The organism is Erythrobacter sp., assembly GCF_024305245.1.
GTDB lineage: Bacteria > Pseudomonadota > Alphaproteobacteria > Sphingomonadales > Sphingomonadaceae > Erythrobacter.
In genome coordinates this window covers 245,053-268,823 of the sequence record NZ_JAMWYX010000003.1, presented here as the reverse complement: position 1 = coordinate 268,823, position 23,771 = coordinate 245,053, and the positions used below count along the sequence as shown (strand labels likewise).

Here is a 23,771-nt window from a genome sequence, read left to right as displayed (position 1 = left end):
CGGAACGTCCCCCCCGCAGATGCTGCCGGTGACGCACGCCCCGATCGCGCCACCCAGAGCAGTGACGCTCCGGCCCACCCTTCCCGCCTGCTGTCGTCCGGACGGCTGTCGCGGCTTGATGAGGAAATCGAAGCCTTGCGCCGCAGCCCCACTCCGACGCAGTCTCGCCGGAACACCGATGGTTCGGACGGCCCGCGAGTCGCCGCTCAGGACCGGGTCAGTTCATTTCTCGATGGAGTAGCCTTCATGGGCATTTTCAGCCGCACCCGCGATATCATCGCCGCCAATTTCAACGACATGCTCGACAAGGCGGATGATCCGACCAAGATGATCCGCATGATCATCCTCGAAATGGAGGAAACCCTGGTCGAAGTCCGCGCCAGCGCGGCGCGCACCATCGCTGACCAGAAGGAAATGCACCGCCACTGCGTCAAGCTTGACCGCCTTCAGGCCGACTGGGCTGAAAAGGCGCAGCTCGCCCTTTCGAAGGAGCGCGAGGATCTTGCCCGCGCGGCGCTGGTCGAAAAGAAGAAGGCCGGCGACATGGCCGACCAGCTCAAGACCGAGATCGCGGTGCTCGACGATGCCTTGCGCGCTTACGAGGAAGACATCGCCAAGCTGCAGCACCGCCTGCGCGAAGCCCGCAGCCGCCAGACCGCAATCGCCGCGCGCCTGGAAAGCGCCGAGAACCGCGTCAAGCTGCGCACGCTGATGAGCACCGAGCGCACCGACGAGGCGCTGGCCCGCTTCGACCAGCTCGAACGCCGGGTCGATTACGCCGAAGGCCGCGCCGATGCGCTGCAGATCGCCGAAGGCAAGACCCCGTCGCTCGCCGATGAAATTGCGGCGCTCGCCGGTTCGGACGCGATCGATGATGAATTGGAAGCCATGAAAAAAGCGCTCGGCAAGGCCGACGACGGCAAGGGGGAATAAATTATGGAAGACGTTTTCCTGCCCATCATCATTGTCGCGATGCTCTTCATCGGTCTGCCATGGGTGATCATGCACTACATCACAAAGTGGAAGACCGCCGCAACCATCACCACTGACGACGAAGTGCTGCTGGAGGAACTCTACAATCTGGCCAAGCGGCTGGACGAGCGGATGGACACGGTCGAGCGGCTGGTCGCCTCGGACGACCCGGAATTCACCCCTGCCCGCCGGCTGATCGCCGATCAGGAAAAAGACAACCAGCAGCTGCGCGAATTGGAAGCGCTGATGGCCGAGAAGAAAGGAACCCGCGCATGAACAGCCCCCGCACCACGCTTTACCGCGACAAGCACAATGGCAAGCTGATGGGCGTGTGCTCCGGCATCGCCGACTACACCGGGATCAACGTGTTCTGGATCCGGCTGATCGCGGTCGCATCGATCTTCGTCACCGGCGGGCCTTCGATCATCGCCTATCTGATCGCCGGTTTCCTGCTGAACAAGAAGCCGCCGTACCTTTACCGCGACGAAAGCGAGCAGAAATACTGGCAAGGCGTGCGGCAGAACCCGAAGCGGACCGCCCGCGAAATCCGCGCCAATTTCCGCGACATCGACCGGCGGCTGGCCGCGGTGGAAAGCCACTATGTCAGCAGCAACCCGCGCCTGACCGCCGAAATCGAGCGGCTGCGCTGAGGCCTTGAACTTACCCGAGGGGGACTGAACACATGGAAGGCATACTCGCACTCCTGCTACCGGTTATCGTTTTATCGATCCCGATCGTGGCAATCTGGACCAAGCATCAGCAGAAGATGACCGAAATGCAGATCGGATCGACTGCCGAACAGACCGCCGAGAAAGCCGCGCAGTATGCGTCGCACATCCAGCGGCTCGAAGACCGGGTGCAGGTGCTCGAACGCATCGTCACCGACCGCGGCTACGACATCGCCACCCAGATCGAAGCCCTGCGCGACCAGCGCAAAGTGGACGAAGGCGCGGGCATGCCGCTCGGCCTTGAACAGAAGGAGCGCGTGTGATGGAAGCTGTCGATTTTCTCCCCTATCTCGGCTGGATCATCGGCGGGGCGTTCGTGCTTGGCGCTGGCGGCATTCTGGCTTCGTTTCAGACCACCCGCATGAAGACCAAGAACGGCTATCCGCTCGAAGGCATGTGGGGCCAATCGCTCAAACCCGGATCGGACAAGCAGACCGCGCAGCGCGTCACCCTGCTGACCCAGGAAAACGCCGAACTGCGCGCTGAACTGGGCGCGATCAAGGACCGGCTGGTCAATGTCGAGCGGATCGTGACCGACGGCGGCTATCACCTGGGCGCCGAGATCGATGCTCTGCGTGACCGTGCGTTGGCGGGGCTCAAGGACAAGGGCGAAGCGTAATGGGCGAACAGGTTATCATCGCCATGACTATCATCGCGATCGTCCTGATCGCGGGCATAAGCCTGAACGGGATTGTCGACAAGGTGATGCAGGCCAAGCGGCTGCGGTACGAGGCGAAGGCCGACCCGCAGGATCAGGGCATCCGGGCAATCGCCGAGCGCACGCAATTGATCGAAGACCGGCTGCGCGTGCTCGAACGTATCGCGACCGACCGGGGCAGCCTGCTGTCTGACGAGATCGAGGCGCTGCGCCGCGAAACGCACGCGCTTGCGCCCGTGCAGCGCCAAAGCGAGGAAGCAGTGCAATGAGCAGTTGGGCGATCGTTGCCATGATCGCGATCATCGTGTGGGGCGTGGTTCAGTATGCCAAAGCCCGCTCCGGGATCGTCACCGACGAGGATGGCAACGAAAGCTTCGCCCCGCGCGACGACAATCGCAGCGCCGCCGAACTTGAAGCGGCGCACCGCGAACTCGAAGATCTGCGCGAGCGCATCAAGGTGCTCGAACGGATCGCTACCGACGACAACACCAGCGACGCCCGCGAACGGGCGCGCATCTCCGCCGAAATCGAAGCCTTGCGGGGCTTGCCGCACGCACAGGAGGACAAAAGCGAATGATCACGCCCCTTCTCGACCCCACCATGATCGTGGCGACCTCCGGTCTGCTCGCCGTCATCGTGATCGCCGCCGCGCTGCTGCGCGCATGGAACGGCTGGCTTGACCTTAAGCGGCAGGAGCTTGGCCGCAGCGGGCAGCGCCCGGCAGCCGAAGAAGGCTCCGGCATCGGCACCGCGCGGATCGAACTCGCCGATCTGAAGGAACGTATCCGGAAGCTGGAAGCGATCGCCAGCGGGGTCGAATTGTGAGCGACGCGCGGGGAACAGCCGCGCAAGCCGGGATCGGGTTGGGCAGCGCCATTGCGGTTGCGATCAGTTGGAGCCTGCACCAATCGATATTCTGGGCGATCGTGCAGGGCTTCTTCGGCTGGTTTTACGTTATCTACTATGCCTTCACCCGGCCCGGCGGATTGATGGGCTGATTTCAATCCCGTTCGCGCTGAGCTTGTCGAAACCCTGCATTTTCTTCTAGTGCCACTGGATCAGAAAAAGAGCAGCCCTTCGATCCCGGCCTTCGCCGGGGCAGACAATCTCAGGGCCAACGGAGTTTGAGTTGCGCACCCTTTCCGACATTCTCGAAGAATATGAATTCCTCGAAGGCGATGATCGCTATGGCCTGCTGATCGAGCTTGGCCGCGAGCTGGAACCGATGCCCGATGCGCTCAAGACCGATGCGACACTGGTGCGCGGGTGTTCCGCAGCGGTGTGGGTCTACCCCGCTTCGCAGGAGGATGACCGGCTGCACTTCCTTGCCGACAGCAATGCCGCGATCACCAAAGGGATCGTCGCGCTGGTGATTTCCGCCGTGCAGGACAAGCCCGCCGCCGAAGTCGCAGGCATGGATATCGCAGATGCGCTCGCGCCGTTCGACCTTAGGAACCAGTTGTCGAGCAATCGCACGCAGGGTGTGCCGAACATGATCGGACTGGTGCAACAGCACGCCGCGCGCCTCGCCGCAGCCTGAGCTTCGGCACTCCAGCGTCCCGCAATCCGTTCGTCGGCCCGTAACGCCGTTTGGACGGATGCAACCGCGCGGGATTATCGACAACGCGTTGCCCTTGCGGAAAAGGGCTTCGGATGACCTTCGCCGCCAGTTTGTCGCGCCGTGCCCGCAAAACCGCGTTGTTGAGCGCTTGCTTGGGCTTGGCAACGCAGCCGCTTGCCGCGCAGGAGATGGCCGACGAGGCGGACGATGCGATCGGAACCGTTCCGGGCGCCGCATCGGGCACCGCGCGCGACACCTTCCTGCCTGCAGACTTCGCCCGCTTTGCACCGCGTAGTGCGCTCGACATGGCCCAGCAGGTGCCCGGCTTTTCGATCCGGTCGGGCGACGGCGCACGCGGTCTGGGTCAGGCCGATACCAATGTGATCGTCAATGGCCGGCGCATTTCCGGCAAGTCGAACGGCCCGGTCGAGGCGCTGCAACGTATCCCGGTCGAAGACGTGGTCAGGCTGGAGCTGGTCGACGGTGCCAGCCTCGATATCGGGGGCCTGAGCGGCCAGGTGCTCAATGTCGTCACCCTGTCTAGCGGGCGGATTGCGGGCCAGTTCCGGCTCGCCCCGCAATTCCGCAGCAAAGGCACGCCCGGCCAGTTCCTCGACGGGTCGGTTGCGATTGCAGGCGGCGGCGCCAAGACCGACTGGACGCTGGCGCTGGAAAACGATTCAAACCGGCGCGGGGATCAAGGGATCGAACAGGTGTTCGATGGATCGGGCGCGCTGATCGCCATCCGCGATGAAAAGGCCAATTTCAACTCCGACCGGATCGGCCTTTCCGGCTCGTTCACCCGCATTGCAGACAATGCCAATGTGCTGAATCTCACCGGACAGGTGCAAGGCTTCATCTATCGCGAAACCGAACTGTCGCGGCAGGGCGCGCCGGGTTTCGCAGTCGACCGGCAACGCACCTTCCGCAATCGGGAAGACGAATTCAACTTCGAATTCGGCGCGGATTACCAATTCGCTTTCGGCCCGGGCCAGCTCAAGCTGATCGGCTATCACCGCTACGAGGACAGCCCTTTCGTCTCGCTGGTGCTGACCGAATTCACCGATGACAGCGCGCCGCAAGGCAGCGTCTTCTCCCGCGACGCCGATCAGGGCGAAGCGATCCTGCGGTCGGAGTATAATGTCGCCGCGGCGGGCGGAAACCTGGTCGCGGCGGTCGAAGGCGTGCGCAATTTCCTCGACATTACCTCAGCGCTCGAAGTGCGCGACGCGGACGGCGTGCTCCGGCCCGCGGCGCTGCCCGGCGCGTCTTCGCGGGTCGATGAAGACCGCGCCGATGCGGGACTGACCTATAGCCGCGCGCTGCTGCCGTCGCTGCAATTGCAGCTTTCGGCAGGCGGCGAATATTCGCGGCTCAGCCAGAGCGGACTATTGGGGCAGACGCGAAGTTTCTGGCGGCCCAAGGGTTTTGTCGCGCTGGACTGGAAAGCCGGATCGGCACTCAACCTGGCAGGCCGAGTCGAACGCGTGGTGGGGCAACTCGACTTCTTCGATTTCATCGCTTCGGTCGATCTCAATCAGGAACGCACCGATGTCACCAATGCCGATCTGGTGCCGCCGCAAAGCTGGAACTACGAAGTCGAGGCAAGCCTGCGGCTGGGCGCGCTGGGCAATGTGAACCTGCGCGGGTTCTATGAAGACATTACCGATATCGTCGACCAGATCCCGATTGCGGGCGGCGGTCAGGCACCGGGCAACCTGCCCGCAGCGCAGCGGTTCGGCATTACGGGCGATGTCACGCTGCTGTCCGACCCGATCGGCTGGCGCGGCACGCGGATCGATGTCAGCTTCGGCCTGCGCGACAGCGATGTGATCGACCCCCTGCTGGGGATCGGCCGGCAGCTTTCCGGCACCGACATCATCGATCTGCGCGCCAATCTGCGCCACGATTTTCCCGGCACGGCCTGGGCGATGGGCGGCAATGCCGACTGGGAGGACAACTCGCCGTCCGTCCGGCTCGACGAGGTTTCGCTGAGCACGCAGACCTTCGGCTTCGCCTCGGTGTTCGTCGAAAACAAGGACGTGGCGGGCATGACGATGCGGGCCAGCGCGGGTAACCTGCTCGATCGCCGCAATCAGTTCGAACGCACGATTTTCACCGACCGGAAAGCAGGACAGGTGGCGTTCTTCGAACAACGCTCGCGCGATTTCGGGATGATCTTCACGCTGGAAGTCGAAGGTTCGTTCTAGACTTTACCTTGCCGGGGCGGCTTCGTAAGCGGCCTGTGCGATAGGAGAAGCCCGATGCCTGAGTCCCCCGCCCTTCCGATGCGTTCCTGGCTGTTCGCGCCGGGCGACAGCGAAAAGAAGATGGGCAAGGCAGCGGCGAGCGCGGCCGACATCGCCCTGTTCGATCTGGAAGATTCGGTCGCGCCCGAAAACAAGGCGGCGGCGCGCGCGATGGTGGCGGAGCAGCTTGCCGCGTCGGACAGTCGCACGCGGCTGTGGGTGCGGATCAACCCGATATCGACCGCCGATTGCATCGCCGATCTGGCCGCGATCATTCCCGCGCAGCCCGGCGGCGTGTTCCTGCCCAAGGCCGAAGGGGCGGCGGATATCACGCAGTTGCACCACTATCTCACCGCGCTCGAGGCGGCCGCCGGCATCCCGCAGGGGCGCACGCTCGTCGCAGCGCTGGTGACGGAAACTGCAGTGGCGATGTTCCGTACGGGCGACTATGCGGGCGATTACCCCGGCAAAGCGCGGCTGGCGGCGATGAGCTGGGGGGCGGAGGATTTGTCGGCGGCCCTCGGCGCGAGCGAACAGCGCGGGGCGGACGGCGGCTATGCGCACACCTATGAAATGGCGCGCAGCCTGTGCCTGATCGGCGCGTCTGCGGCGGGTGTGGCCGCGATCGAAACGGTGCAGCCCGAATTCCGCGATCTGGAGGCCCTGGAAAAGCGCGCACGCGGCGTGCGGGCGGCGGGGTTTCGCGGGATGCTGGCGATCCACCCGGCGCAGGTCGATCCGATCAACGCCGCCTTCACCCCGAGCGCCGAGGAACTCGCCCATGCCCGCGCAGTGGTCCAGGCCTTCGCCGATCACCCCGGCGCCGGCGTGGTGGCACTGGACGGCGCGATGCTGGACCGCCCACATCTGGCGCTGGCGCAGCGGTTGCTGGCAGAAGCAGGCGCTGAATAGGTTAAATCATTTTCCTACAGTAACCGATCTGGTCATTTGTTGCGCGACTCAAGCTACGGAGCGCAGCAAATGGCCCTTATCGACGTCCTCATCGGCCCTATCGCCTCGATCATCGACAAGATCATCCCCGACAAGGAAGCCCGCGCCAAGGCAAAGCTGGAACTGATCGCGCTCGAAGGCACGCAGGAAATGCGCATGATCGAAGCGCAATTGCAGGCGATTGTTGCCGAGGCCACTTCGCCCGACCCCTGGACCAGCCGCGCCCGCCCCAGCTTCCTCTATGTCATGTACATCCTGCTGCTGACCGCGTTACCGATGGGGCTGCTGAGCGCCTTTCACCCGCTGGCTGCGAAGGACATTGCGGCGGGGAGAAACTCCTATCTGAACGGGTTGCCAGAACCGCTCTATGCGCTGTTTGGCACCGGCTATCTCGGCTACACGGCGGCGCGCCAGTGGGGTAAGGTCAAGGGCGTGGATCGGTAGCCCTCCCGTTGCCCGAGCTGAAGGTTACCCGAATTTAAGCCCCTGTCGCTAAGCCAAGGCGGATGAGCCATATCCTTTCAACCGCTTTTGCTGCCTTTTCCGGCGTGGTGATGCTGATGGGGTGCTTCTTCTTCATTCACCACCTCACCCTCAAGCGTTGGAAGTGGTTTTCAAACCGGCTTGGCCGGATGCAACTTCCCGAACCGCGCCACGAAAAGGCGCTCGGACTGATCGTGATCAGCGACGTTCCCAACCGGCAGTTGTGGTCAACCGGTTATCATCAATATCCCCCGGTCGTGTTCGGTCTCCATCCAGAGGGATTGTCGCTTCGCATCCGGAAGCCCTTCGGCCTCGGCGCAGTGCCGATCATGTTGCCGATCGCTGGCTTGCAGGTCGAACGCACAAGCTGGCCGGACCTTGCCGGAGACTTTGTTGCCATCAGCCACGCAATCGTCCCCGACGCTTACATCATCGCCTATGACACCATTATCGATTGGGCTCACGAGCGGGACCCGCGTATCCCGCACCCTGGTCCGCGCGCTGAGGCCGGGTTGATCGCGCGCCGTTTCGGCAACGCCCGCCCGCGTCACAGCAAGGTGGGTTAGGTTCGGAAAGGAAGCTTGCAAGGCGCGCCCTTCCCCGCCCCGCACCTTCCCGCTAAGCCGCATCCATGACCAACCTCGTTTACGTCCTCAACGGCCCCAACCTCAATCTCCTCGGCACGCGTGAGCCGGAGATTTATGGCACCACCACGCTCGACGATATCGCCGGGATGCTGGAAGACCGCGCCCGCGAACTCGGGCTCGAAATCGAGATGCGCCAGACCAATCACGAAGGCATGCTGGTCGACTGGCTGCACGAGGCGCAGGCGGAGGGCGCGCGGGCAGTGCTGCTCAATGCGGCGGCCTATACCCACACCTCCATCGCGCTGCTTGACGCGATCAAGGCGATCCGCACGCCGGTGATCGAGGTGCACCTGTCCGATCCCACCACCCGCGAAAGCTTCCGCCATAACTCCTATGTCGGCAAGGCTGCGGCGCTCACCGTGCAGGGTCACGGTGCGGATTCGTACCGCATCGCGCTCGAAGCCGTAGCGTCGGGCAAGGTCTGATCGCGCATTTTCCTTGCACAGATTGCACCCATTGCCACTTGCCAGCCGCAATTGGCGGCAATAGTCCCCATGGCTGTAACGAGCGTTTCATAAAACAAGGGACATACATGGCAAACGACGGTGCCGAGGGCAGAAAGTCGAACGGGCGCAAGTCCGGCATGAACATCGACACCGCGCTGGTGCGCGAACTGGCCGAACTGCTCAACGAAACGGGCCTCACTGAAATCGAGGTCGAGGACGATGATCGCAAGATCCGCGTTTCGCGCGGTGCGGTAGCGGCTGCGCCGGTCTATGCTGCGGCGCCCGCGCCCGGTCAGGCTGCTGCTGCTGCGGCGCCTGCGCCCGCCGCTGCGGCTCCCGCAGCGCCTGAACCCGCGGCTGGCCCCGACATGACCAACGCGGTGAAATCACCCATGGTCGGCACCTGCTATCTGACGCCCGAACCGGGGGCCGCGCCCTTCATTACGGTCGGCAAGGAAGTGAAGGAGGGCGACACCCTGCTGATCGTCGAGGCCATGAAGGTGATGAACCCGATTACCGCGCCGCGATCCGGCACCATCGGCGCGATCCTCGTCGACAATGCCCAGCCGGTCGAATTCGACCAACCGCTTGTCGTGATTTCCTGAAGCCATGGGGATCAAACGCATTCTGATCGCCAATCGCGGCGAAATCGCGCTGCGCATCCACCGTGCGGCGCATGAAATCGGGATTGAAACGGTGGCGGTGCACTCCACCGCCGATGCCGACGCGATGCATGTGCGGCTCGCCGATCATGCGGTGTGCATCGGCCCGCCCGCTGCATCCGAGAGCTATCTCAACATCGCCAACATCATCTCGGCGGCGGAAATTGCGCAGTGCGATGCGATCCACCCGGGCTACGGCTTCCTGTCGGAAAATGCCAAGTTCGCCGAGATCGTGGAAGCGCATGACATCGCGTGGATCGGCCCCAAGCCCGAACATATCCGCACAATGGGCGACAAGGTCGAAGCCAAGCGCACTGCGGGCGCGCTGGGCCTGCCGCTGGTGCCCGGTTCGGACGGCGCCATCTCCGACTTCGATGAGGCACGCCGCGTCGCCAAGGACATCGGCTACCCCGTGATTATCAAGGCTGCGAGCGGCGGCGGCGGGCGCGGCATGAAGGTGTGCGAAAGCGAGGACAAGCTCGAAACCCTGATGCAGCAGGCCGGCAGCGAGGCGAAATCCGCGTTCGGCGATGCGACCGTGTACCTTGAAAAATACCTCGGCAATCCGCGCCACATCGAATTCCAGGTGTTCGGGGACGGGCAAGGCAACGCGATCCATCTGGGCGAGCGCGACTGTTCGCTGCAGCGCCGCCACCAGAAGGTGCTGGAGGAAGCCCCCTCCCCCGTCATCTCCCCCGAAGAACGCGAGCGCATGGGCGAAATCTGCGCGCAGGCAATGCGCGACATGGCCTATCGCGGCGCGGGCACGATCGAGTTCCTGTGGGAAAACGGCGAGTTCTTCTTCATCGAGATGAACACCCGCCTGCAGGTCGAACATCCCGTGACCGAAGCGATCACCGGGGTTGATCTGGTGCGCGAACAGATCCGCATCGCCGAAGGCAAGCCGCTGTCGGTCAGCCAGAACGAGCTGGAGTTCAAGGGCCACGCGATCGAGTGCCGGATCAACGCCGAAGACCCGTTCAATTTTGCGCCTTCGCCGGGGCTGGTCACCTATTATCATGCCTCGGGCGGGATGCATGTGCGGGTCGATAGCGGGCTGTATGCCGGATACCGGATCCCGCCCTATTACGACAGCATGATCGCCAAACTGATCGTCTACGGGCGCACGCGCGAAGGCTGCATCATGCGCCTGCGCCGCGCGCTGGAGGAAATGGTGGTCGAAGGGGTGAAGACCAACATCCCGCTGCATCAGGAACTGCTGCGGCAGGACGATGTGCTGAACGGCGACTATTCGATCAAGTGGCTGGAACAGTGGCTGGAGGAGCGCGGGAGCTGACGCTGCCCGCTGCCGGGAACCATCCTGCCAAGCTTCCGTTCGATTGATGCTGCATTGCAGCAAGATATCGCGTATCGCGTGCGGGCGGGACTTGGTTCGGGAAGCGTCTGCCGGTAATGCAGGCGTTCCTCCCCATCGAGATTCGCGTGCGCCATGCGGGCGCCAAGGAGTGATCGATGAACCGCAAGACCCAGATCGTTGTCGTCGGCGGAGGTGCCGGTGGGTTGGAACTGGTGCGCCGGCTGGGCGCGAAGTTCGGGCGCAAAAATCACGACATCATTCTGGTCGACAAGAATCTCAGCCACATCTGGAAGCCGCTGCTGCATGAAGTTGCGGCCGGATCACTCGATGCCAATCTCGACGAAGTCGGCTATCGCGGTCATTGCTATCGCTGGGGCTACCGCTTCTTTCAGGGCAGCCTTCAGGGGATCGACCGCGAGGCCAAGACCATCCGCCTCGCGCCGGTCATGGACGAGGACGGCAGCGAGCTGATCGCCGGGCACACGATCCGTTATGATATCCTCGCGCTGGCGCTCGGATCGGTATCGAACGACTTCGGCGTACCGGGCGTGTCGGAACACTGCCTCTATCTCGACAGCCGCACCCAGGCAGACCGCTTCCGCACCCGGCTGCTCAATCACTGCCTGCGTGTCAGTCGGGCGATGATGAATGATCCGACCGCAAACGAGCAGGTGCGCATCGCGATCGTCGGCGGGGGCGCGACCGGGGTCGAGCTGGCTGCGGAACTCTACAACGCGGCGGGCGCGCTGCGACACTATGGGCTGGAGGTGTTCGACGAGAGCCGCCTCCATGTCAGCCTGCTCGAAGCCGGCCCGCGCATTCTGCCCGCCCTGCCCGACAAGCTGGCTGCGGCGGCGAAGCACGAGTTGGAACAGCTGGGCGTGCAAGTGCGGCCCGATACGCAGGTGATCCAGGCCAATCCGCGCCAGCTCGTGACCAAATGCGGCGACACGATCGAGGCCGATCTGATGGTCTGGGCAGCAGGCGTGAAAGGCGCGGAGTTCCTGTCCGAGCTGGGGCTGGAAACCAACGGCCGCAATCAGGTGATCGTCACCGATACGCTGCAAAGCACGGTCGATCCGTGCATCTTCGCGCTGGGCGATTGCGCCAGCTACACCCCGCCGGGCGAGAACCGGCCTGTGCCGCCGCGCGCGCAGGCCGCGCACCAGATGGCCGAGGTGGTGTTCGACAATATCTGCCGGATGCAGAAAGGCCGCCCGCTCAGGCACTTCGTCTACCGCGACAATGGTTCGCTGGTGTCGCTCAGCCGGTTTTCGACCGTCGGCAGCCTGATGGGCAACCTGATCGGCGGCAGCATGGCAATCGAAGGGCGGTTGGCCCGCTTCATCTACACTTCGTTGTACCGGCTGCACCTGATCGGAATCCACGGCTGGGTGAAGGCGACCTTTCTGATCCTGATCGGCCGCGTGAACCGCATCGTGCGGCCCAAGCTGAAGCTGCACTAGAAGTCGATCTTCAGCCGCACTTCGCCGCCAGTGGCGTTCCAGCCGCCAACGCCCTTGTTGATGACGTTGCCTTCGGCAGCCACGGTATCGGATAATTTGATCCGCGCGCGCGGAATTGCGGTTCCGAATCCATCCACCTCGGGCAGCATCTCCGGCCCGATCCGCGGCGATGGCGATGTCGCGCGGCAGACGATGATTTCGGGATTGAACGGGTCCGGCTCTTCCAGCGCGCATTCGTTCGGCACCGGAGCCAACGGGAGGAGATTGATCACCAAAGTCCCGTCTGCGCGTTCTTCCATCGGCAGATGCGGGGGCGCGTCAGCTTGGTTGGGCGGTTGCTGGATTGTCGGCGGAGGAAGGTCATCGATCAGCATCCGCCAGCCCTTTCTATTCGAAGCTGAAGCCTTGCGCCTTCGCGTCGGCCACCACCTGCTCACCCGTCAGCATCGGGCTTTCCTGTGCAATATCATACCAGTCGGGCTTCTCATCGACAAATATCTGCTGCTCGATCCCGAAGCCCGCTGGCAGATCGAACAGCCCCGCCAGAAACGAGCGCCCGCCGGTCGGCAGGAATCGATACCACAGGTTGCTGCCACAGGTACTGCAGAACGCGCGTTCGGCCCATGCGCTTGACTGGTAGACGGTGATCGCCTCCTCGCCGGAAACCTCGGCATCCTCGCCTTTCACGCCCGCATAGAACGCCCCGCCCCATCGCTGGCACATCGCGCAGTGGCAGATATCGACCTCGGTGCGCATCGCCGTAACCCTGATCGTCACCGCACTGCACAGGCAGTGTCCGGTCACCGGTTCCGCAAGGCGGGCTGCGTCACTCATCGCGGGCCATCCATCTACAAGGGAACCCCGGGTTCCTGCTTCGCGGTGCGGATCGTCAGCGATGTCTTCACGCTTTCCACATTGGGCGCGGGCGTGAGCTTGCCGGTCAGGAATTCCTGAAAGCTTTGCAGATCCTTGCTCACGATCTTGAGGATGAAGTCGATCTCGCCATTCAGCATGTGGCATTCGCGCACTTCGGGCAGCGCGCGCATGTGCTCCTCGAACTCGCGCAAGGACGATTCGGCCTGGCTCTTCAGGCTCACCATCGCGAACACGGTGATCGCAAACCCCAGTTTCGACGGGTCGAGATCGGCGTGGTAGCCGCGAATCACGCCGTCTTCCTCCAGCCCGCGCACGCGGCGCAGGCACGGCGGCGCTGTCAGCCCGACCCGCTGGGCGAGTTCCACATTGGTAACGCGGCCTTCCGCCTGCAATTCCGAGAGCAGACGGCGGTCGATATCGTCGAGGTTGGCCACGTGGCTTGAACTCCTTCGGCAACGCACCATTCACGACATGGCAAGGGCGCGCGCCTATCATTCCGAAGTAAGAAGAGGCGCGCCGAATGGCCCGCCTCGCTAATTTTATTAGGTCTGCCAGCAATTGTCCCGCTTTGCAACGCACCTTACACGCCAGAGTGTGACAATTGCATCGGTCTGGTAGATGGGTGAATGACAGCGCTTCTGCCGCCGGATTCCGGGCAACGCGCTCGCCGACCTCGTGAGAAGACGTGCCTTCGCCCTTTGGGCCAGTAGTGTGGGAGTGCCAGCTTGTTCTTCGACGACCGCCTTGCCACCGTGCTGCGCCTGCGCGCCACAGGCGAGGCGGGGTTGCGCACGCAGTACCGGCAGTTGCTCGACCTGCTGGGCAAGAACCGTGTTCATCCGACCGGGCGCCAATACCGAAGCCTGATTGCCGCGGCGTGGCTGCGGATGGACGCACTGGCCGAGGCGATCCCGGCGGAAGATCGTGCGCAGATTATCCGCGAGGCGGGCTGGCGTTTCCGCAGCGCCGATCTGGCCGCCCATCTGGCCGATCAGGAACCTGCCGTGGCCGCCGCCGCGCTGACACGCGCGGATCTCTCGGTCGACGACTGGTCCGCACTGATCCCGCGCATTCCGGTGCGCGCCCGCGGGTTTATCCGGCTGCGCCGCGACCTGCCGTTGGATGTGGAGGCGCTCCTCGCGCGGCTGGGGATTCAGGATCGCGGCCTGCCTGCGCCGGAGGTTACGGCTGACCTACCCCCTGCCCAGCCTGTTGCAGCGCGCGAGCCGGAACAATCGCCCGCGCCGGTAACACCCGCGCCGGCGTCCGCGCCCACGCCGCGACAACCGGTCCTGGCCCGCCCGCGCGCGGCGGATCAACGCGGCACGCGGTCGGACCGCGACGAAACCGGACGCAGCGAGATTTCCGCGCTGGTGGAACGCATCGCCCAGTTCCGGCGCGAACGCAGCGCCAGCGGGTCCGATGCCGAAATCGCTCCGCGCCTGCCGCTGGGGGAACTGCCGGAACTGCCCGAACGCGCGATAGCCAGCTTCGGCTTTGCGACCGATGCGACCGGAAAAATCGTCTGGGCTGCGGGCGAGGTCGCACCCATGGTGATCGGCACACGGCTGGCCTCGGGACGCGGGATCGAAGGCGCATCTGCATTCGCGAGCACACTCGAGCGTGCGATCGCCCGCCGCCAGCCGATCACGGGCCTGCCCTACGTGCTCGGCGGCGCTGCGGCGATTGCCGGTGAATGGACGCTCGATGCCCAGCCCGCCTTCAGCAACGAAGGCCATTTCACCGGCTATACCGGGCGATTGCGGCGCATTCTGGCCGAGTACGACGATACGACAAGCGGGGAAAGTCACGAGGCCGACCGGATCCGCCAATTGCTGCACGAATTGCGCACGCCCGTCACCGCGGTGCAGGGCTATGCCGAGGTTATCCAGCAGCAATTGTTCGGCCCTGCCCCGAATGAATACCGGGCGCTGGCCGCAGCGATTGCCGCCGATGCGGCGCGGATCCTTGCAGGCTTCGACGAACTCGATCGGCTCGCGCGGCTGGAATCGGGCGCTGGCGCGATGGAGCCGGGGGAAAGCGATCTCGTCCAGCTGGTGCGCCGGATAGTCGGTCAGATCGCGCCGGTGCTGGCAGCCCGGGCGGCAGCGGTGGAGTTTGCGCCGCAATCCGGTGCCAGCATCCTCGTTCCCTGCGAGGCAGAGGACCTCGAATCGCTGCTGTGGCGGCTGCTTGCAAGCTTGGGCGCTGCCTGCGGTGAAGGCGAAAAGATCGAAACACGCCTCGACCCGGTGATTGGCGGGGGATTGGCACTTGCACGCCTGACCTGCACGCTGCCCGCCGACCTGGCGCGCGAGGAAAACCTTTTTGCCGCGTCCGCCCGGCCCGCCAAAACGACGATCAATCCCGGACTTTTCGGCGCGGGGTTCGCGTTCAGGCTGGCGCGTGCCGAAGCGCGGGCGGCGGGCGGCATGCTTGTGCGCGAAGGCGACCGTGTGGTGCTCACCCTACCGCTCTTGACCGGCAGCGGGGACCTGCCTAGCCCGGACCCGGCCATTGCAGCCGAAGCCGCAGGCTAACACCCAGCTTCGGGGGAACAGGTCCATGGCAAGAGTTTCGATGCTGGAGCCGCCCTTGGCGAGTGCTTCGGCGCGGCTCGGCCCCGAATTCGGCCAACGCGTTCTGCTGACAATCGATACCGAAGAGGAATTCGACTGGGGCGCCCCGTTCCGCCGCGACGGATACGGCCTTTCGCACGTCACCGCGATCCCGCGATTCCAGAGCTTTTGCGAGAAGATCGGCGCGCACCCGGTCTATCTGGTCGATTGGCCGATCGCCAATGACGCCCGCGCGGTGGAGATTATCGGTGATGCGGTAAGGCGCGGCACCGCCGACGTCGGCGCGCAATTGCATCCGTGGGTCAATCCGCCGTTCGACGAGGAGCTTTGCGTCCGCAATTCCTTTGCAGGCAACCTGCCGCAGGCGCTTGAAGCGGCCAAGCTGATGGCCCTGTGCGATGGGATCGAGCGGGCCTTCGGCACCCCGCCGTTGATCTATCGCGCGGGACGTTATGGACTGGGCCCGAACACCGCCGCATTGCTGAAATCGGCAGGAATCCGGATCGATACCTCGGTGCGAACGCTGTTCGATTACAGCAGTCAGGACGGGCCGGATTACACAAGGCACCCCTTGGCACCCTATTGGGTCGACAAAGAGCGTGAGCTGCTCGAACTGCCGGTCACCAGCGTGTATTCTGGGCTGTTGCATAACGTCGGGCGCCAGCTGCAGCAGGTGGGTGAACGCCTTCCGCGCGCGATGGGGGCGTTGTCGCGCCTCGGTCTGCTCGAACGGATTGCGCTGACGCCTGAAAAAGTGTCGATCAAAGAGGCTTTGCGCGGGATCGACATCGCGCTCGACACCGGGTTGCCGGTGCTGGTGCTGTCGTTTCACAGCCCTACCCTCGCCCCCGGCCATACCCCCTATTCCGTCACCGAGGATAACGTCGAAGCGCTCTACGACTGGTTCGAACAGGTCTATACCGCGCTTCACCGGCGCGGCGTGCGCAGTTGCACCGTGGCAGACATTATCGCTGCAAGTGGCGGTTGAATATGCGCGGCGTGCATCGCCGCTTGTTTCCGCGACAGCTCCGGAGTAGGGGCACCCGATCGCCCTGTCTCCGGCTCCGGCATACGGGCCTGTAGCTCAGCGGTTAGAGCTGGCCGCTCATAACGGCTAGGTCGCGGGTTCGAATCCTGCCGGGCCCACCGGGCGGGGCGAGGTGAATGAAGTGTCGGGGAGTAGCGCAGCCTGGTAGCGCATCTGGTTTGGGACCAGAGGGTCGCAGGTTCGAATCCTGTCTCCCCGACCACTTCATTGAAATCGAACGCTTTCCAGGATCCTCGGCAAAAGCACTGCGGGCTGCGCCAACTCCGCTCACTTCACGTCGAAAACTAAAGTACCGCTCATGCCATGCCCGTCGGCGGCGGCGGCTTGCCAGCGCACTTCGTAGGTGCCGGCGGGCAGTGCTTTCCTGAGTGCGAGCGTCATGGTCTTGCCTTCATCCGACCAGTTTGCGGTAAAGTTGCGGATTTGCATTTCGCCGTGGTTCGCCATGCCCGGCATCGCGGTCATCACAATGCTGGCCGCTGCGGTTGCAGGATCGACGGGCTGGCTGAAGGTCAGGGTAATCTGCTTGGGCGCCTTGGCCTCGGCGCCTGCTGCGGGGGTCGAAGCAGCCAGCTGAACATGGGCCGAAAGCGCCGCTGGGGCGAGCGCCGACATGGCAAGGGCGGCGAGGAAGGCGGGGATGCGCATCGGGGTATGTCCTTCGTGTTGATCAAAACCAGAACCGGATACCGGCAACAAAGCTGGTGGCGGAGGGATCTTCGCCGCGCGCGCGGGCGAGGTCTGCACCTCTGCCCGTGCGCCATGATTGCTCGATCCCCACATAGGGGGCGAATTCGCGCCTGATTTCATAGCGCAGCCGTGCGCCGACTTCGATCTGGTCGAGGCCCGCGCCAATGCCCAGCACCGGAATGTCCTGCGCCGACAGATTGGCTTCCATCCGTGGCTGGAGGATAAGCCGCTGGGTGACGCGTTGGTCGATCTCCGCCTCGATCCGAGCCGTGATGTCGCCGCGATGAGAGACGAACAGCGCGGTGTCGATCTCGAACAGATAGGGCGCGAGGCCCTGCACGCCGATCACCGCATGGGTGGTGTCCGGCCCGCCGATATCGTGGCGGATGCCCGCCTGCACGTCCCAGAACGGCGCGACGGCCTTGGCGTAGAGCGCCTGCACTTCGGCATCCTCGGGGTTTTCGCCGAACGTGCCTTCGCCTTCGCTCTTGAACCAGAGCCGTTGGGTGGGGCCGCCGTAATAGCCCTGAATGTCCCACAGGTAGAGGTTTTCGCCCTGCCGCACCTGTGTTTCCAGCCGATCGCCCTGAAACCAGAACACCGGGAAATCGCCGTGGGTGCGGCGCAGATCATCGCGTGATGCCGCCATCGCGTCTGCGCCCCAGATCGCATCGGCAGCGCGCGGCGGGCCACTGCCGGCAGCGGGCGGCGGCGGGGTTTCCATCGTCGGGCCGGGAGACGCGGGCTTTTCCATCTGACCCATGTCGTGCCCGGCATGCGGGTCTTGCGCGGACGCGGGCGCGGGCATGGCGTGATGCTCGTGCTGGGCGGCGAGCGGCGCGGCAGCCGTCAGCACTATCAGGCCAAGGGCGACCTTCATGCCCCGCTCTCCGGCCTCACCACCGTGACCGTCTGCATCATCCCGCCATGCATGTGGTAAAGCAGGTGGCAATGAAACGCCCAATCGCCGGGCTCATTGGCAGTCAGGTCGAACTGGGCGCTGGCGCCCGGCTGGACGATCACAACGTTCTTGCGCGGCTGGTGGGCGGCGTCATTGCCGTTGACCAGCTCGAAGAACATCCCGTGCAGGTGGATCGGGTGCGCCATCATGGTGTTGTTGACGAGCTTGACCCGCACCCGCTCGTTCCATGCGAAGCGGATCGGCACATCGCTGACGGCGGAATACATCTCGCCATCGAATGACCACATATAGCGTTCCATGTTGCCGGTAAGGTGCAGCTCCAGCAGGCGCGAAGGCGTGCGGGTGTCGCGGTTGGGCTCCCGCGCAGACAGCATCCGGTAATTCAGCACCCGGTGCTCGACATCGCGCAGGCCGAGGCCGGGATCGCCCAGCTTGTCCACCGGCGCCATCGAAACCATGTCGATCCCCGGCCCCACCTTCACATCGGGAGGCAGCAGCAGCGTGTCGCGCATGCTCATCCCGTCCATCGAGTGACCACCGCCCATATCGCCCCCCATATCGCCGTGGTTCATCCCCATGTCGCCCATGTCGAGCAGCGGGGGCTTCCTTGGCGGCGGGATGGGCGCGCGCGCGCCGGGGCGGCTGGCGAGCGTGGCGAGCGCCATTCCGGAACGGTCCATGCTTTCCGCGACGATGGTGTAGGCTTCGGCGCGCGGCTCAATAATGATGTCGTAGGTTTCCGCCGTGCCGATCTGGAATTCATCGACTTCCACCGGCTTCACGTTCTGGCCATCGGCAGCGATCACCGTCATCGGCAGCCCGGGGATGCGCAGGTTGAAGAAGGTCATGGCCGAACCGTTGATGATGCGCAGCCGGATGCGCTCGCCCGGATTGAAGAGGTATTCCAACCCCTCCTTCGGCCCATGCCCGTTGGCGAGGTAGGTGTAGGTCGATCCCGTCACATCGGCGATGTCGGTGGCGGGCATCCGCATTTGCGCCCACATCCGGCGGTCTTCTGCGGATAGCGGATAATTATCGGCCCAGCTGGTCTGCTGGTAGTTGAAATAGCCTTCTCCCGTTCGCAGGCGGTCCATGATTTTGTGCGGGTGCAGCGGGGTAAACTCGCTCAGCAGCAGGATGTAGTCGCGGTCATACTCCACCGGTTCGTCGCCCACCGGATCGATAATCAGCGGACCATAATGCCCTTGCTGTTCCTGAAGCCCGGAATGGCTGTGATACCAGTAGGTGCCAGCCTGCCTGACGGGGAATTCGTAGCTGAAGGTCTGACCCGGATGGATACCGGGAAAGCTGATCCCCGGCACCCCGTCCATGTGAAACGGCACCAGCAGACCGTGCCAGTGGATCGAGGTGTCCTCGGCCAAATGGTTGGTGACATTGAGGCGAACGTTGGTGCCTTCCTTCAAGCGCACCAGCGGTCCCGGCACCGATCCGTTGACGGCCACGCCATGTCCCTTGCGCCCTTGCACCACGCGCGGGCCGTGACCCACCGCAAGATCGATCACCGCGCCCGAGACCTCGTCAAAACCCGCACGGATCGGCGCACCGCCCTTCATGCGGTGCAGCGAATGTCCCTGCGCCCAGGCGGGCAGCGCGGCAAAGGCGGAAGCGGCGCCTGCTCCGGCAAGCAGGCGGCGGCGGGTGACGAGCGGTGCGGTCATGCCTTCTATACGCGGGGGCGCGGATCACCCCTCACCATCTGTGTCAGTTTCTGCCGCGCCCGGTAAAGCCGCGTCTCGACCGCCTTGGCGCTGATGCCCAGTGAGTCTGCCGTCTCCTGCTGGCTCATGCCTTCGATAGTGCGCAGGATCAGCACGTCCTTGAGCGCGGAAGGCAGCTCGGCAATCGCGCGGGCAGTCGTGGCAAGCTCTTCACGGCTGGCTGCCTGCGCTTCGGGCGAGGGCGCATCGTCGGCGATCCACTCTGCCGCATTGTCGGGCATCGGCAGGCCGAGGAACCGCCGCACCGCCCGCCGCCGCGCCCGGTCGCGGCATTTGTTGAGCGCGATTGCGGCAATCCACCCGCGAAACGGGCGCGCCGGATCGTAGCGTGATAGCGCGCCGAAGGCTGCGATGAATGTGTCCTGCGTAATGTCGAACGCCTCTTCGGCATCGCCGGTTGCTGTGCGCGCCAGCCGGTAAATGGCTTCGCGGTGCCGCTCCACCAGAGCGCGCGCCGCCTGCGCCTCATCAGCCAGCGCTCCGCGCACCAGCGCTGCGTCCGGATTTTCGTCGTTCACTTGCCGGCTTGCGCGAGGCTCTCGGCGACGGCCGCGTCGAACTTCGCCTGCTGGTCGGCACGCAGGATCGCCCGCATCGCGAAGATGTGTTCGAGCGTCGCCTTCTGCAGATCGCCCATCGCCATGTGGGTGGCATCAACGGCTGCCGATACGCTCGGACCATATTCGTGCTCGGCGGCAATCGCCTCGGCAAGCCGGGCGTTGTCGGCTTTGAGACGCGCCTCCAACGCTTGGCGCTGGGCGGCGAATTCGCGTTCGAGCACGTCGAGCGATCGCTCCTGCGCCGGATCGAGATCGAGTTCGTCATGCATCAGAGCATGCAACCCGGCCCCGCTGTGATGCGTGTCGGGCTGCATCATTCGTCCGATCCAGACGCCCACCAGCGCGAGCGCGACGACCGCGACGGCGGCGATCAACAGGCGGCGCAGAGTCATTCCTGCCCCAACGCGATCAGCGGCGTCAGCGACGGTGCCGGGCCGAAGGCGACGAGCGATGTTTCCGCCTGCGCCGGGACCTGCAATCCGGCGACCACGCCGATGCCAAGCGCAGCGATCATCGCCGCCCCCAGCGCCCCGCGCGACTGGCGCACCTCGACCCGCGCCCGTGCGGCGAGCGCAGCCCCGTCGATTGCCGACAAGTCGGGCACGGAGACAGCAGCGAGCCGCGCGAAATTTTCGTCGAGATCCATCATACTTCTCCTGTCACAGGCTATACGCATGCGGGCAGGTTACCCCTTATCGCGGATGCAGGCTTGTCGGCTGATTACGCAGGCAGTCAAGACAACGAAATTTCCGAGCTTGGGCGCTGGGGTGAATTCACGGCGGAAAAGTCGCCAGTCACTTGCCGGGCAATTCAGTTGTTGCCGGTCCCGGGCAGGTCGCGCGAAGGCGGATGGGCAGTTATTGCGGCCTAGTTTCTGTTAGCGGTCATTCCGCTTGCGGCCCATAGCTGCCAGCGCATCGATGTGGCATGAGGTGCCAATCCTAAACTCTTGGGTGAAAACAATGGACTTCCGTGTCGTTTTCGACCTTATTTCCAATCCAGAAAAGATCGAGCCAGCATACTCTTTCTACGCTCTGTTCTTTATGATCGGCATTGCGCTTTTAATAGCTGCGATTCTATTGCGTCATCGGTTTACCTATTGGCATGCAATGTCTGCCTTTTCTGTATTTTTTATGGGCTTTTCCGCTTTAATGACCTCAAAAGAGATCGAGAAAACCTCTCGTCTACGATCTTTGGTGGAAAGTGGGCAATTCACCACAATCGAAGGCTGCCTCGATTACTTCAAGCCAGGATCTCGTAACTCGTCGCGGAATATGCCGACCGACGAGCGCTGGAGCGTTAATGGAACCGAGTTCACTTACGGGGCAGGCGAAGTTCGTAGCGGATATCACCTAGTCGAACCGCGTGGCGGAGCCGTGCATTCCAATTCAAAAGTTCGCGTCAGCTTTGTCGAGACTGAGCGTCACAATAGACGTGAGATAGTGAGGCTGGCAGTTGCCGAAGGGACGTGTCCAGAAGCTCCAACTACCGACCAATGATGACCGGTTCCCGACCACTTTCGGCCGTTCGCATTAGACCGCGGAGCGCCTGAAAACCGACATGCGGCTCATCGGCGGTCTGATAGGCTTGTCGCCCGCCCTAGCCCACGCCAGCCGATTGGCCCCGATCGATAATCGCGCAATCCAGCGCCTGCAGGGCGCCGACATCGGCACAGCCCGCCTCAATCACGACGAAACCAGCCGACAGATCGCGGCGGTGCAGTTACCGCGACCTAGTCCCGCATTATTGCCGGAGCCGAGGGGATCGGGCCGCCGGTCTGGATCGACGCCCCCTCGTTCGCCAGAATGCCGACCACCATCGTCCACACCGCGACATTCTGCCGCAGCTGGGCCTTGTCGATCTTGTCGAGCGTATCGTCGGGCGTGTGGTGCAGGTCGAAATAGCGGGTGCCGTCCTGTTGCAGATCGACCAGGGCGCCCTTCTGGTCACGCACGATGTTGAGATCAGCGCCGCCGGTGGCGACATCGCTGCCGCTCGACACGCCGAACCGCGCAACTGCGGCGGCGATGCGCTTGTGCAGCGCGGGGTTGGTCTCGCGGAAGTTCGAATCAAAGCGCCAGATGCGGTCGGCACCGAAATCGCTTTCCAGACCGACGGCAATCGGCTCGTCCAAATGCGCCGTGCTATAGGCCCTGCTGCCCCACAGCCCGGTTTCCTCCGCGCCCGCCATCAACACGCGGATCGTGCGCAGCGGCTGCCCCGCCTCGGCCGCGTTAAGTGCAGCTGCCGCAATGATGCCACAGCCCGCGCCATCGTCGAACGCGCCGGGCGCATTCCACCAGCTGTCGATATGGCAAGCGAGCAGCACCGGCGGGAGCGACGGATTGCGCCCCACGATCTCGCCCACCACGTTGCCGCTTTGGGTCTGGCCGATCTGGCGCGGGTTCATCTCCAGCTTGAGAGTAAGCGGACGGTCCCCAACGCGCGCAAACATGCGTTCGAGGTTCTCCGCATCGGGCAGGCTCAGCGCGCCTGCCGGGATCGCGTCCACGCCTTCGGGGAAGCTGGTGCCGCCGGTGTGCGGGTTGCGGTGGTGATCGGTGCCGACCGACTTGATCACCGCGCCGATCGCCCCCTTGCTGGCCGCGATGCCGGGGCCGACCCAGCGCGCAGGCCCGGCAAAGCCGTAGTGCGAACCGTCCTGTGCGGGGCGCATCTGGTGGCTGATATAGGCGATCTTGCCCGTCAGGCTTCCCGCAGGCGCGGCGCGCAGATCATCGACCGTGCGGAAGAACACCACTTCGCCCTCGATCCCGCCCGCAGGCGTTGCGGCCGAATTGCCGAGCGGCAGCACCACCAGATCCTGCGCGAATGGCGCGGTCACGCGGGCGCGGGCGGTGTCACCGGGCACCCAGGTGTCCATGATGAACGGCTCATCCGCGACATTGGCGAAACCATTCGCCTTCAGCCACGCCATCGCCCAAGCCCGCCCGCGTGCCTCGGCCTCGGTTCCGGCCTGACGCGGGCCGACCTCGGTGGTCAGCCCCTCGACGAAATCCCACGCGCGGGAATCGCCTTCCAGCGCGGAACCCGCCGCCGCGTCGAGCGCGGGGGTTTGACCAATGGCAGTCGTGGAGAGGAAGGCGAGCGAAAGTGCGGCAAGCGCGGTCATGGTGCGGTTCATGCCTGCGTTGCTATCGCCGGGCCTCCCCCAAGTCTAGCCGCTTGCCCTCGCCTCTCCCCTTCCCTATCTGC

Annotated in this window: 31 protein-coding genes and 2 tRNA genes; 23 read left to right on the top strand and 10 right to left on the bottom strand. The window is 64.2% G+C overall.

All coding sequences use genetic code 11. The features are described 5' to 3' along the window. Positions 1–105: 105 nt before the first annotated feature. From pspA to Q0L48_RS06025, 18 genes are all read left to right on the top strand, one after another. Positions 106–933: a phage shock protein PspA gene (gene pspA, locus Q0L48_RS06110; RefSeq protein ID WP_296718784.1), complete on the top strand. Its 828-nt coding sequence runs from the start codon at positions 106–108 to the stop codon at positions 931–933. 3 nt (positions 934–936) lie between these two features. Then, the gene (pspB, locus tag Q0L48_RS06105; RefSeq protein ID WP_296718476.1) at positions 937–1,248 is read left to right on the top strand and encodes an envelope stress response membrane protein PspB; all 312 of its coding nucleotides are present in this window, start codon (positions 937–939) and stop codon (positions 1,246–1,248) included. Next, positions 1,245–1,622, top strand: a complete 378-nt coding sequence (gene pspC / locus Q0L48_RS06100; RefSeq protein ID WP_296718474.1) for an envelope stress response membrane protein PspC — start codon at positions 1,245–1,247, stop codon at positions 1,620–1,622. The genes pspB and pspC overlap by 4 nt, the downstream gene beginning before the upstream one ends. 32 nt (positions 1,623–1,654) lie before the next feature. Next, positions 1,655–1,963: a hypothetical protein gene (locus tag Q0L48_RS06095; protein ID WP_296718471.1), complete on the top strand. Its 309-nt coding sequence runs from the start codon at positions 1,655–1,657 to the stop codon at positions 1,961–1,963. Further along, positions 1,963–2,319 (top strand): hypothetical protein, encoded by a 357-nt coding sequence (locus tag Q0L48_RS06090; RefSeq protein ID WP_296718468.1) that lies wholly within the window; start codon positions 1,963–1,965, stop codon positions 2,317–2,319. Before Q0L48_RS06095 ends, Q0L48_RS06090 begins: the two co-directional genes overlap by 1 nt. Then, positions 2,319–2,627, top strand: a complete 309-nt coding sequence (locus tag Q0L48_RS06085; RefSeq protein WP_296718465.1) for a hypothetical protein — start codon at positions 2,319–2,321, stop codon at positions 2,625–2,627. The genes Q0L48_RS06090 and Q0L48_RS06085 overlap by 1 nt, the downstream gene beginning before the upstream one ends. Further along, positions 2,624–2,935 (top strand): hypothetical protein, encoded by a 312-nt coding sequence (locus Q0L48_RS06080; protein WP_296718462.1) that lies wholly within the window; start codon positions 2,624–2,626, stop codon positions 2,933–2,935. The genes Q0L48_RS06085 and Q0L48_RS06080 overlap by 4 nt, the downstream gene beginning before the upstream one ends. Beyond that, positions 2,932–3,183 (top strand): hypothetical protein, encoded by a 252-nt coding sequence (locus tag Q0L48_RS06075; RefSeq protein ID WP_296718461.1) that lies wholly within the window; start codon positions 2,932–2,934, stop codon positions 3,181–3,183. The genes Q0L48_RS06080 and Q0L48_RS06075 overlap by 4 nt, the downstream gene beginning before the upstream one ends. Then, positions 3,180–3,356 (top strand): hypothetical protein, encoded by a 177-nt coding sequence (locus Q0L48_RS06070; protein WP_296718459.1) that lies wholly within the window; start codon positions 3,180–3,182, stop codon positions 3,354–3,356. The genes Q0L48_RS06075 and Q0L48_RS06070 overlap by 4 nt, the downstream gene beginning before the upstream one ends. A 131-nt stretch (positions 3,357–3,487) precedes the next feature. Further along, positions 3,488–3,898 carry a SufE family protein gene (locus Q0L48_RS06065; protein ID WP_296718456.1) on the top strand — a complete coding sequence of 137 codons (411 nt, stop codon included), beginning with the start codon at positions 3,488–3,490 and terminating at the stop codon, positions 3,896–3,898. A gap of 179 nt (positions 3,899–4,077) precedes the next feature. Continuing rightward, positions 4,078–6,129, top strand: coding sequence for a TonB-dependent receptor plug domain-containing protein (locus tag Q0L48_RS06060; protein WP_296718455.1), 2,052 nt, complete (start codon positions 4,078–4,080; stop codon positions 6,127–6,129). Positions 6,130–6,183: 54 nt separating this feature from the next. Further along, positions 6,184–7,080 carry a CoA ester lyase gene (locus Q0L48_RS06055; protein ID WP_296718453.1) on the top strand — a complete coding sequence of 299 codons (897 nt, stop codon included), beginning with the start codon at positions 6,184–6,186 and terminating at the stop codon, positions 7,078–7,080. 69 nt (positions 7,081–7,149) lie between these two features. Then, positions 7,150–7,563 (top strand): holin family protein, encoded by a 414-nt coding sequence (locus tag Q0L48_RS06050; protein ID WP_296718451.1) that lies wholly within the window; start codon positions 7,150–7,152, stop codon positions 7,561–7,563. Between the two features lie 62 nt (positions 7,564–7,625). Further along, positions 7,626–8,168: a hypothetical protein gene (locus Q0L48_RS06045; protein ID WP_296718449.1), complete on the top strand. Its 543-nt coding sequence runs from the start codon at positions 7,626–7,628 to the stop codon at positions 8,166–8,168. A 65-nt stretch (positions 8,169–8,233) separates the two neighbouring features. After that, on the top strand, positions 8,234–8,674 hold the full coding sequence (locus Q0L48_RS06040; protein ID WP_296718446.1) for a type II 3-dehydroquinate dehydratase: 441 nt from the start codon (positions 8,234–8,236) through the stop codon (positions 8,672–8,674). A 107-nt stretch (positions 8,675–8,781) separates the two neighbouring features. Further along, positions 8,782–9,300, top strand: coding sequence for an acetyl-CoA carboxylase biotin carboxyl carrier protein (gene accB / locus Q0L48_RS06035; RefSeq protein ID WP_296718445.1), 519 nt, complete (start codon positions 8,782–8,784; stop codon positions 9,298–9,300). Positions 9,301–9,304: 4 nt separating this feature from the next. Next, positions 9,305–10,654 (top strand): acetyl-CoA carboxylase biotin carboxylase subunit, encoded by a 1,350-nt coding sequence (gene accC / locus Q0L48_RS06030; protein ID WP_296718444.1) that lies wholly within the window; start codon positions 9,305–9,307, stop codon positions 10,652–10,654. Positions 10,655–10,830: 176 nt separating this feature from the next. Further along, on the top strand, positions 10,831–12,141 hold the full coding sequence (locus tag Q0L48_RS06025; RefSeq protein WP_296718442.1) for an NAD(P)/FAD-dependent oxidoreductase: 1,311 nt from the start codon (positions 10,831–10,833) through the stop codon (positions 12,139–12,141). Here the strand turns inward: Q0L48_RS06025 and Q0L48_RS06020 are convergent. From Q0L48_RS06020 to Q0L48_RS06010, 3 genes are read right to left on the bottom strand one after another with little or no spacing between them, the layout of a single operon-like run. Continuing rightward, on the bottom strand, positions 12,138–12,515 hold the full coding sequence (locus tag Q0L48_RS06020) for a hypothetical protein (RefSeq protein WP_296718440.1): 378 nt from the start codon (positions 12,513–12,515) through the stop codon (positions 12,138–12,140). The genes Q0L48_RS06025 and Q0L48_RS06020 overlap by 4 nt on opposite strands. A 13-nt stretch (positions 12,516–12,528) precedes the next feature. Further along, complete coding sequence (locus Q0L48_RS06015) at positions 12,529–12,975, bottom strand: GFA family protein (RefSeq protein ID WP_296718438.1); 447 nt, start codon at positions 12,973–12,975, stop codon at positions 12,529–12,531. Positions 12,976–12,989: 14 nt separating this feature from the next. Next, positions 12,990–13,451, bottom strand: coding sequence for an Lrp/AsnC family transcriptional regulator (locus Q0L48_RS06010; protein WP_264391347.1), 462 nt, complete (start codon positions 13,449–13,451; stop codon positions 12,990–12,992). A 291-nt stretch (positions 13,452–13,742) separates the two neighbouring features. Here Q0L48_RS06010 and Q0L48_RS06005 point away from each other — a divergent pair, with 291 nt between their 5' ends. The 4 genes from Q0L48_RS06005 to Q0L48_RS05990 all read left to right on the top strand — a co-directional run bounded on the left by Q0L48_RS06005 (position 13,743) and on the right by Q0L48_RS05990 (position 16,846). Then, positions 13,743–15,557 (top strand): histidine kinase dimerization/phospho-acceptor domain-containing protein, encoded by a 1,815-nt coding sequence (locus tag Q0L48_RS06005; RefSeq protein ID WP_296718427.1) that lies wholly within the window; start codon positions 13,743–13,745, stop codon positions 15,555–15,557. 25 nt (positions 15,558–15,582) lie between these two features. Beyond that, positions 15,583–16,584 carry a polysaccharide deacetylase family protein gene (locus Q0L48_RS06000; protein ID WP_296718424.1) on the top strand — a complete coding sequence of 334 codons (1,002 nt, stop codon included), beginning with the start codon at positions 15,583–15,585 and terminating at the stop codon, positions 16,582–16,584. Between the two features lie 85 nt (positions 16,585–16,669). Then, a tRNA-Ile gene (locus Q0L48_RS05995) sits at positions 16,670–16,742 on the top strand. A gap of 27 nt (positions 16,743–16,769) precedes the next feature. Next, positions 16,770–16,846: transfer RNA gene (locus Q0L48_RS05990), tRNA-Pro, on the top strand. A 65-nt stretch (positions 16,847–16,911) separates the two neighbouring features. Here the strand turns inward: Q0L48_RS05990 and Q0L48_RS05985 are convergent. Genes Q0L48_RS05985 through Q0L48_RS05960 form a run of 6 tightly spaced genes read right to left on the bottom strand, consistent with a single transcriptional unit; the run spans position 16,912 to position 21,201 of the window. Further along, positions 16,912–17,292: a copper resistance protein CopC gene (locus tag Q0L48_RS05985; protein ID WP_296718420.1), complete on the bottom strand. Its 381-nt coding sequence runs from the start codon at positions 17,290–17,292 to the stop codon at positions 16,912–16,914. A gap of 22 nt (positions 17,293–17,314) precedes the next feature. Further along, positions 17,315–18,214: a copper resistance protein B gene (locus Q0L48_RS05980; protein WP_296718417.1), complete on the bottom strand. Its 900-nt coding sequence runs from the start codon at positions 18,212–18,214 to the stop codon at positions 17,315–17,317. Beyond that, on the bottom strand, positions 18,211–19,935 hold the full coding sequence (locus tag Q0L48_RS05975) for a copper resistance system multicopper oxidase (RefSeq protein ID WP_296718414.1): 1,725 nt from the start codon (positions 19,933–19,935) through the stop codon (positions 18,211–18,213). Before Q0L48_RS05975 ends, Q0L48_RS05980 begins: the two co-directional genes overlap by 4 nt. 5 nt (positions 19,936–19,940) lie before the next feature. Next, positions 19,941–20,513 (bottom strand): sigma-70 family RNA polymerase sigma factor, encoded by a 573-nt coding sequence (locus Q0L48_RS05970; RefSeq protein ID WP_296718411.1) that lies wholly within the window; start codon positions 20,511–20,513, stop codon positions 19,941–19,943. Next, on the bottom strand, positions 20,510–20,947 hold the full coding sequence (locus Q0L48_RS05965) for a periplasmic heavy metal sensor (RefSeq protein WP_296718409.1): 438 nt from the start codon (positions 20,945–20,947) through the stop codon (positions 20,510–20,512). The genes Q0L48_RS05970 and Q0L48_RS05965 overlap by 4 nt, the downstream gene beginning before the upstream one ends. Continuing rightward, positions 20,944–21,201, bottom strand: a complete 258-nt coding sequence (locus Q0L48_RS05960) for a hypothetical protein (RefSeq protein WP_296718407.1) — start codon at positions 21,199–21,201, stop codon at positions 20,944–20,946. The genes Q0L48_RS05965 and Q0L48_RS05960 overlap by 4 nt, the downstream gene beginning before the upstream one ends. Positions 21,202–21,517: 316 nt before the next feature. Here Q0L48_RS05960 and Q0L48_RS05955 point away from each other — a divergent pair, with 316 nt between their 5' ends. Continuing rightward, positions 21,518–22,054 carry a hypothetical protein gene (locus Q0L48_RS05955; RefSeq protein ID WP_296718404.1) on the top strand — a complete coding sequence of 179 codons (537 nt, stop codon included), beginning with the start codon at positions 21,518–21,520 and terminating at the stop codon, positions 22,052–22,054. 233 nt (positions 22,055–22,287) lie between these two features. Here the strand turns inward: Q0L48_RS05955 and Q0L48_RS05950 are convergent, their stop codons facing one another. Further along, positions 22,288–23,700 carry a M28 family peptidase gene (locus tag Q0L48_RS05950; protein ID WP_296718403.1) on the bottom strand — a complete coding sequence of 471 codons (1,413 nt, stop codon included), beginning with the start codon at positions 23,698–23,700 and terminating at the stop codon, positions 22,288–22,290. Positions 23,701–23,771: the final 71 nt, after the last annotated feature.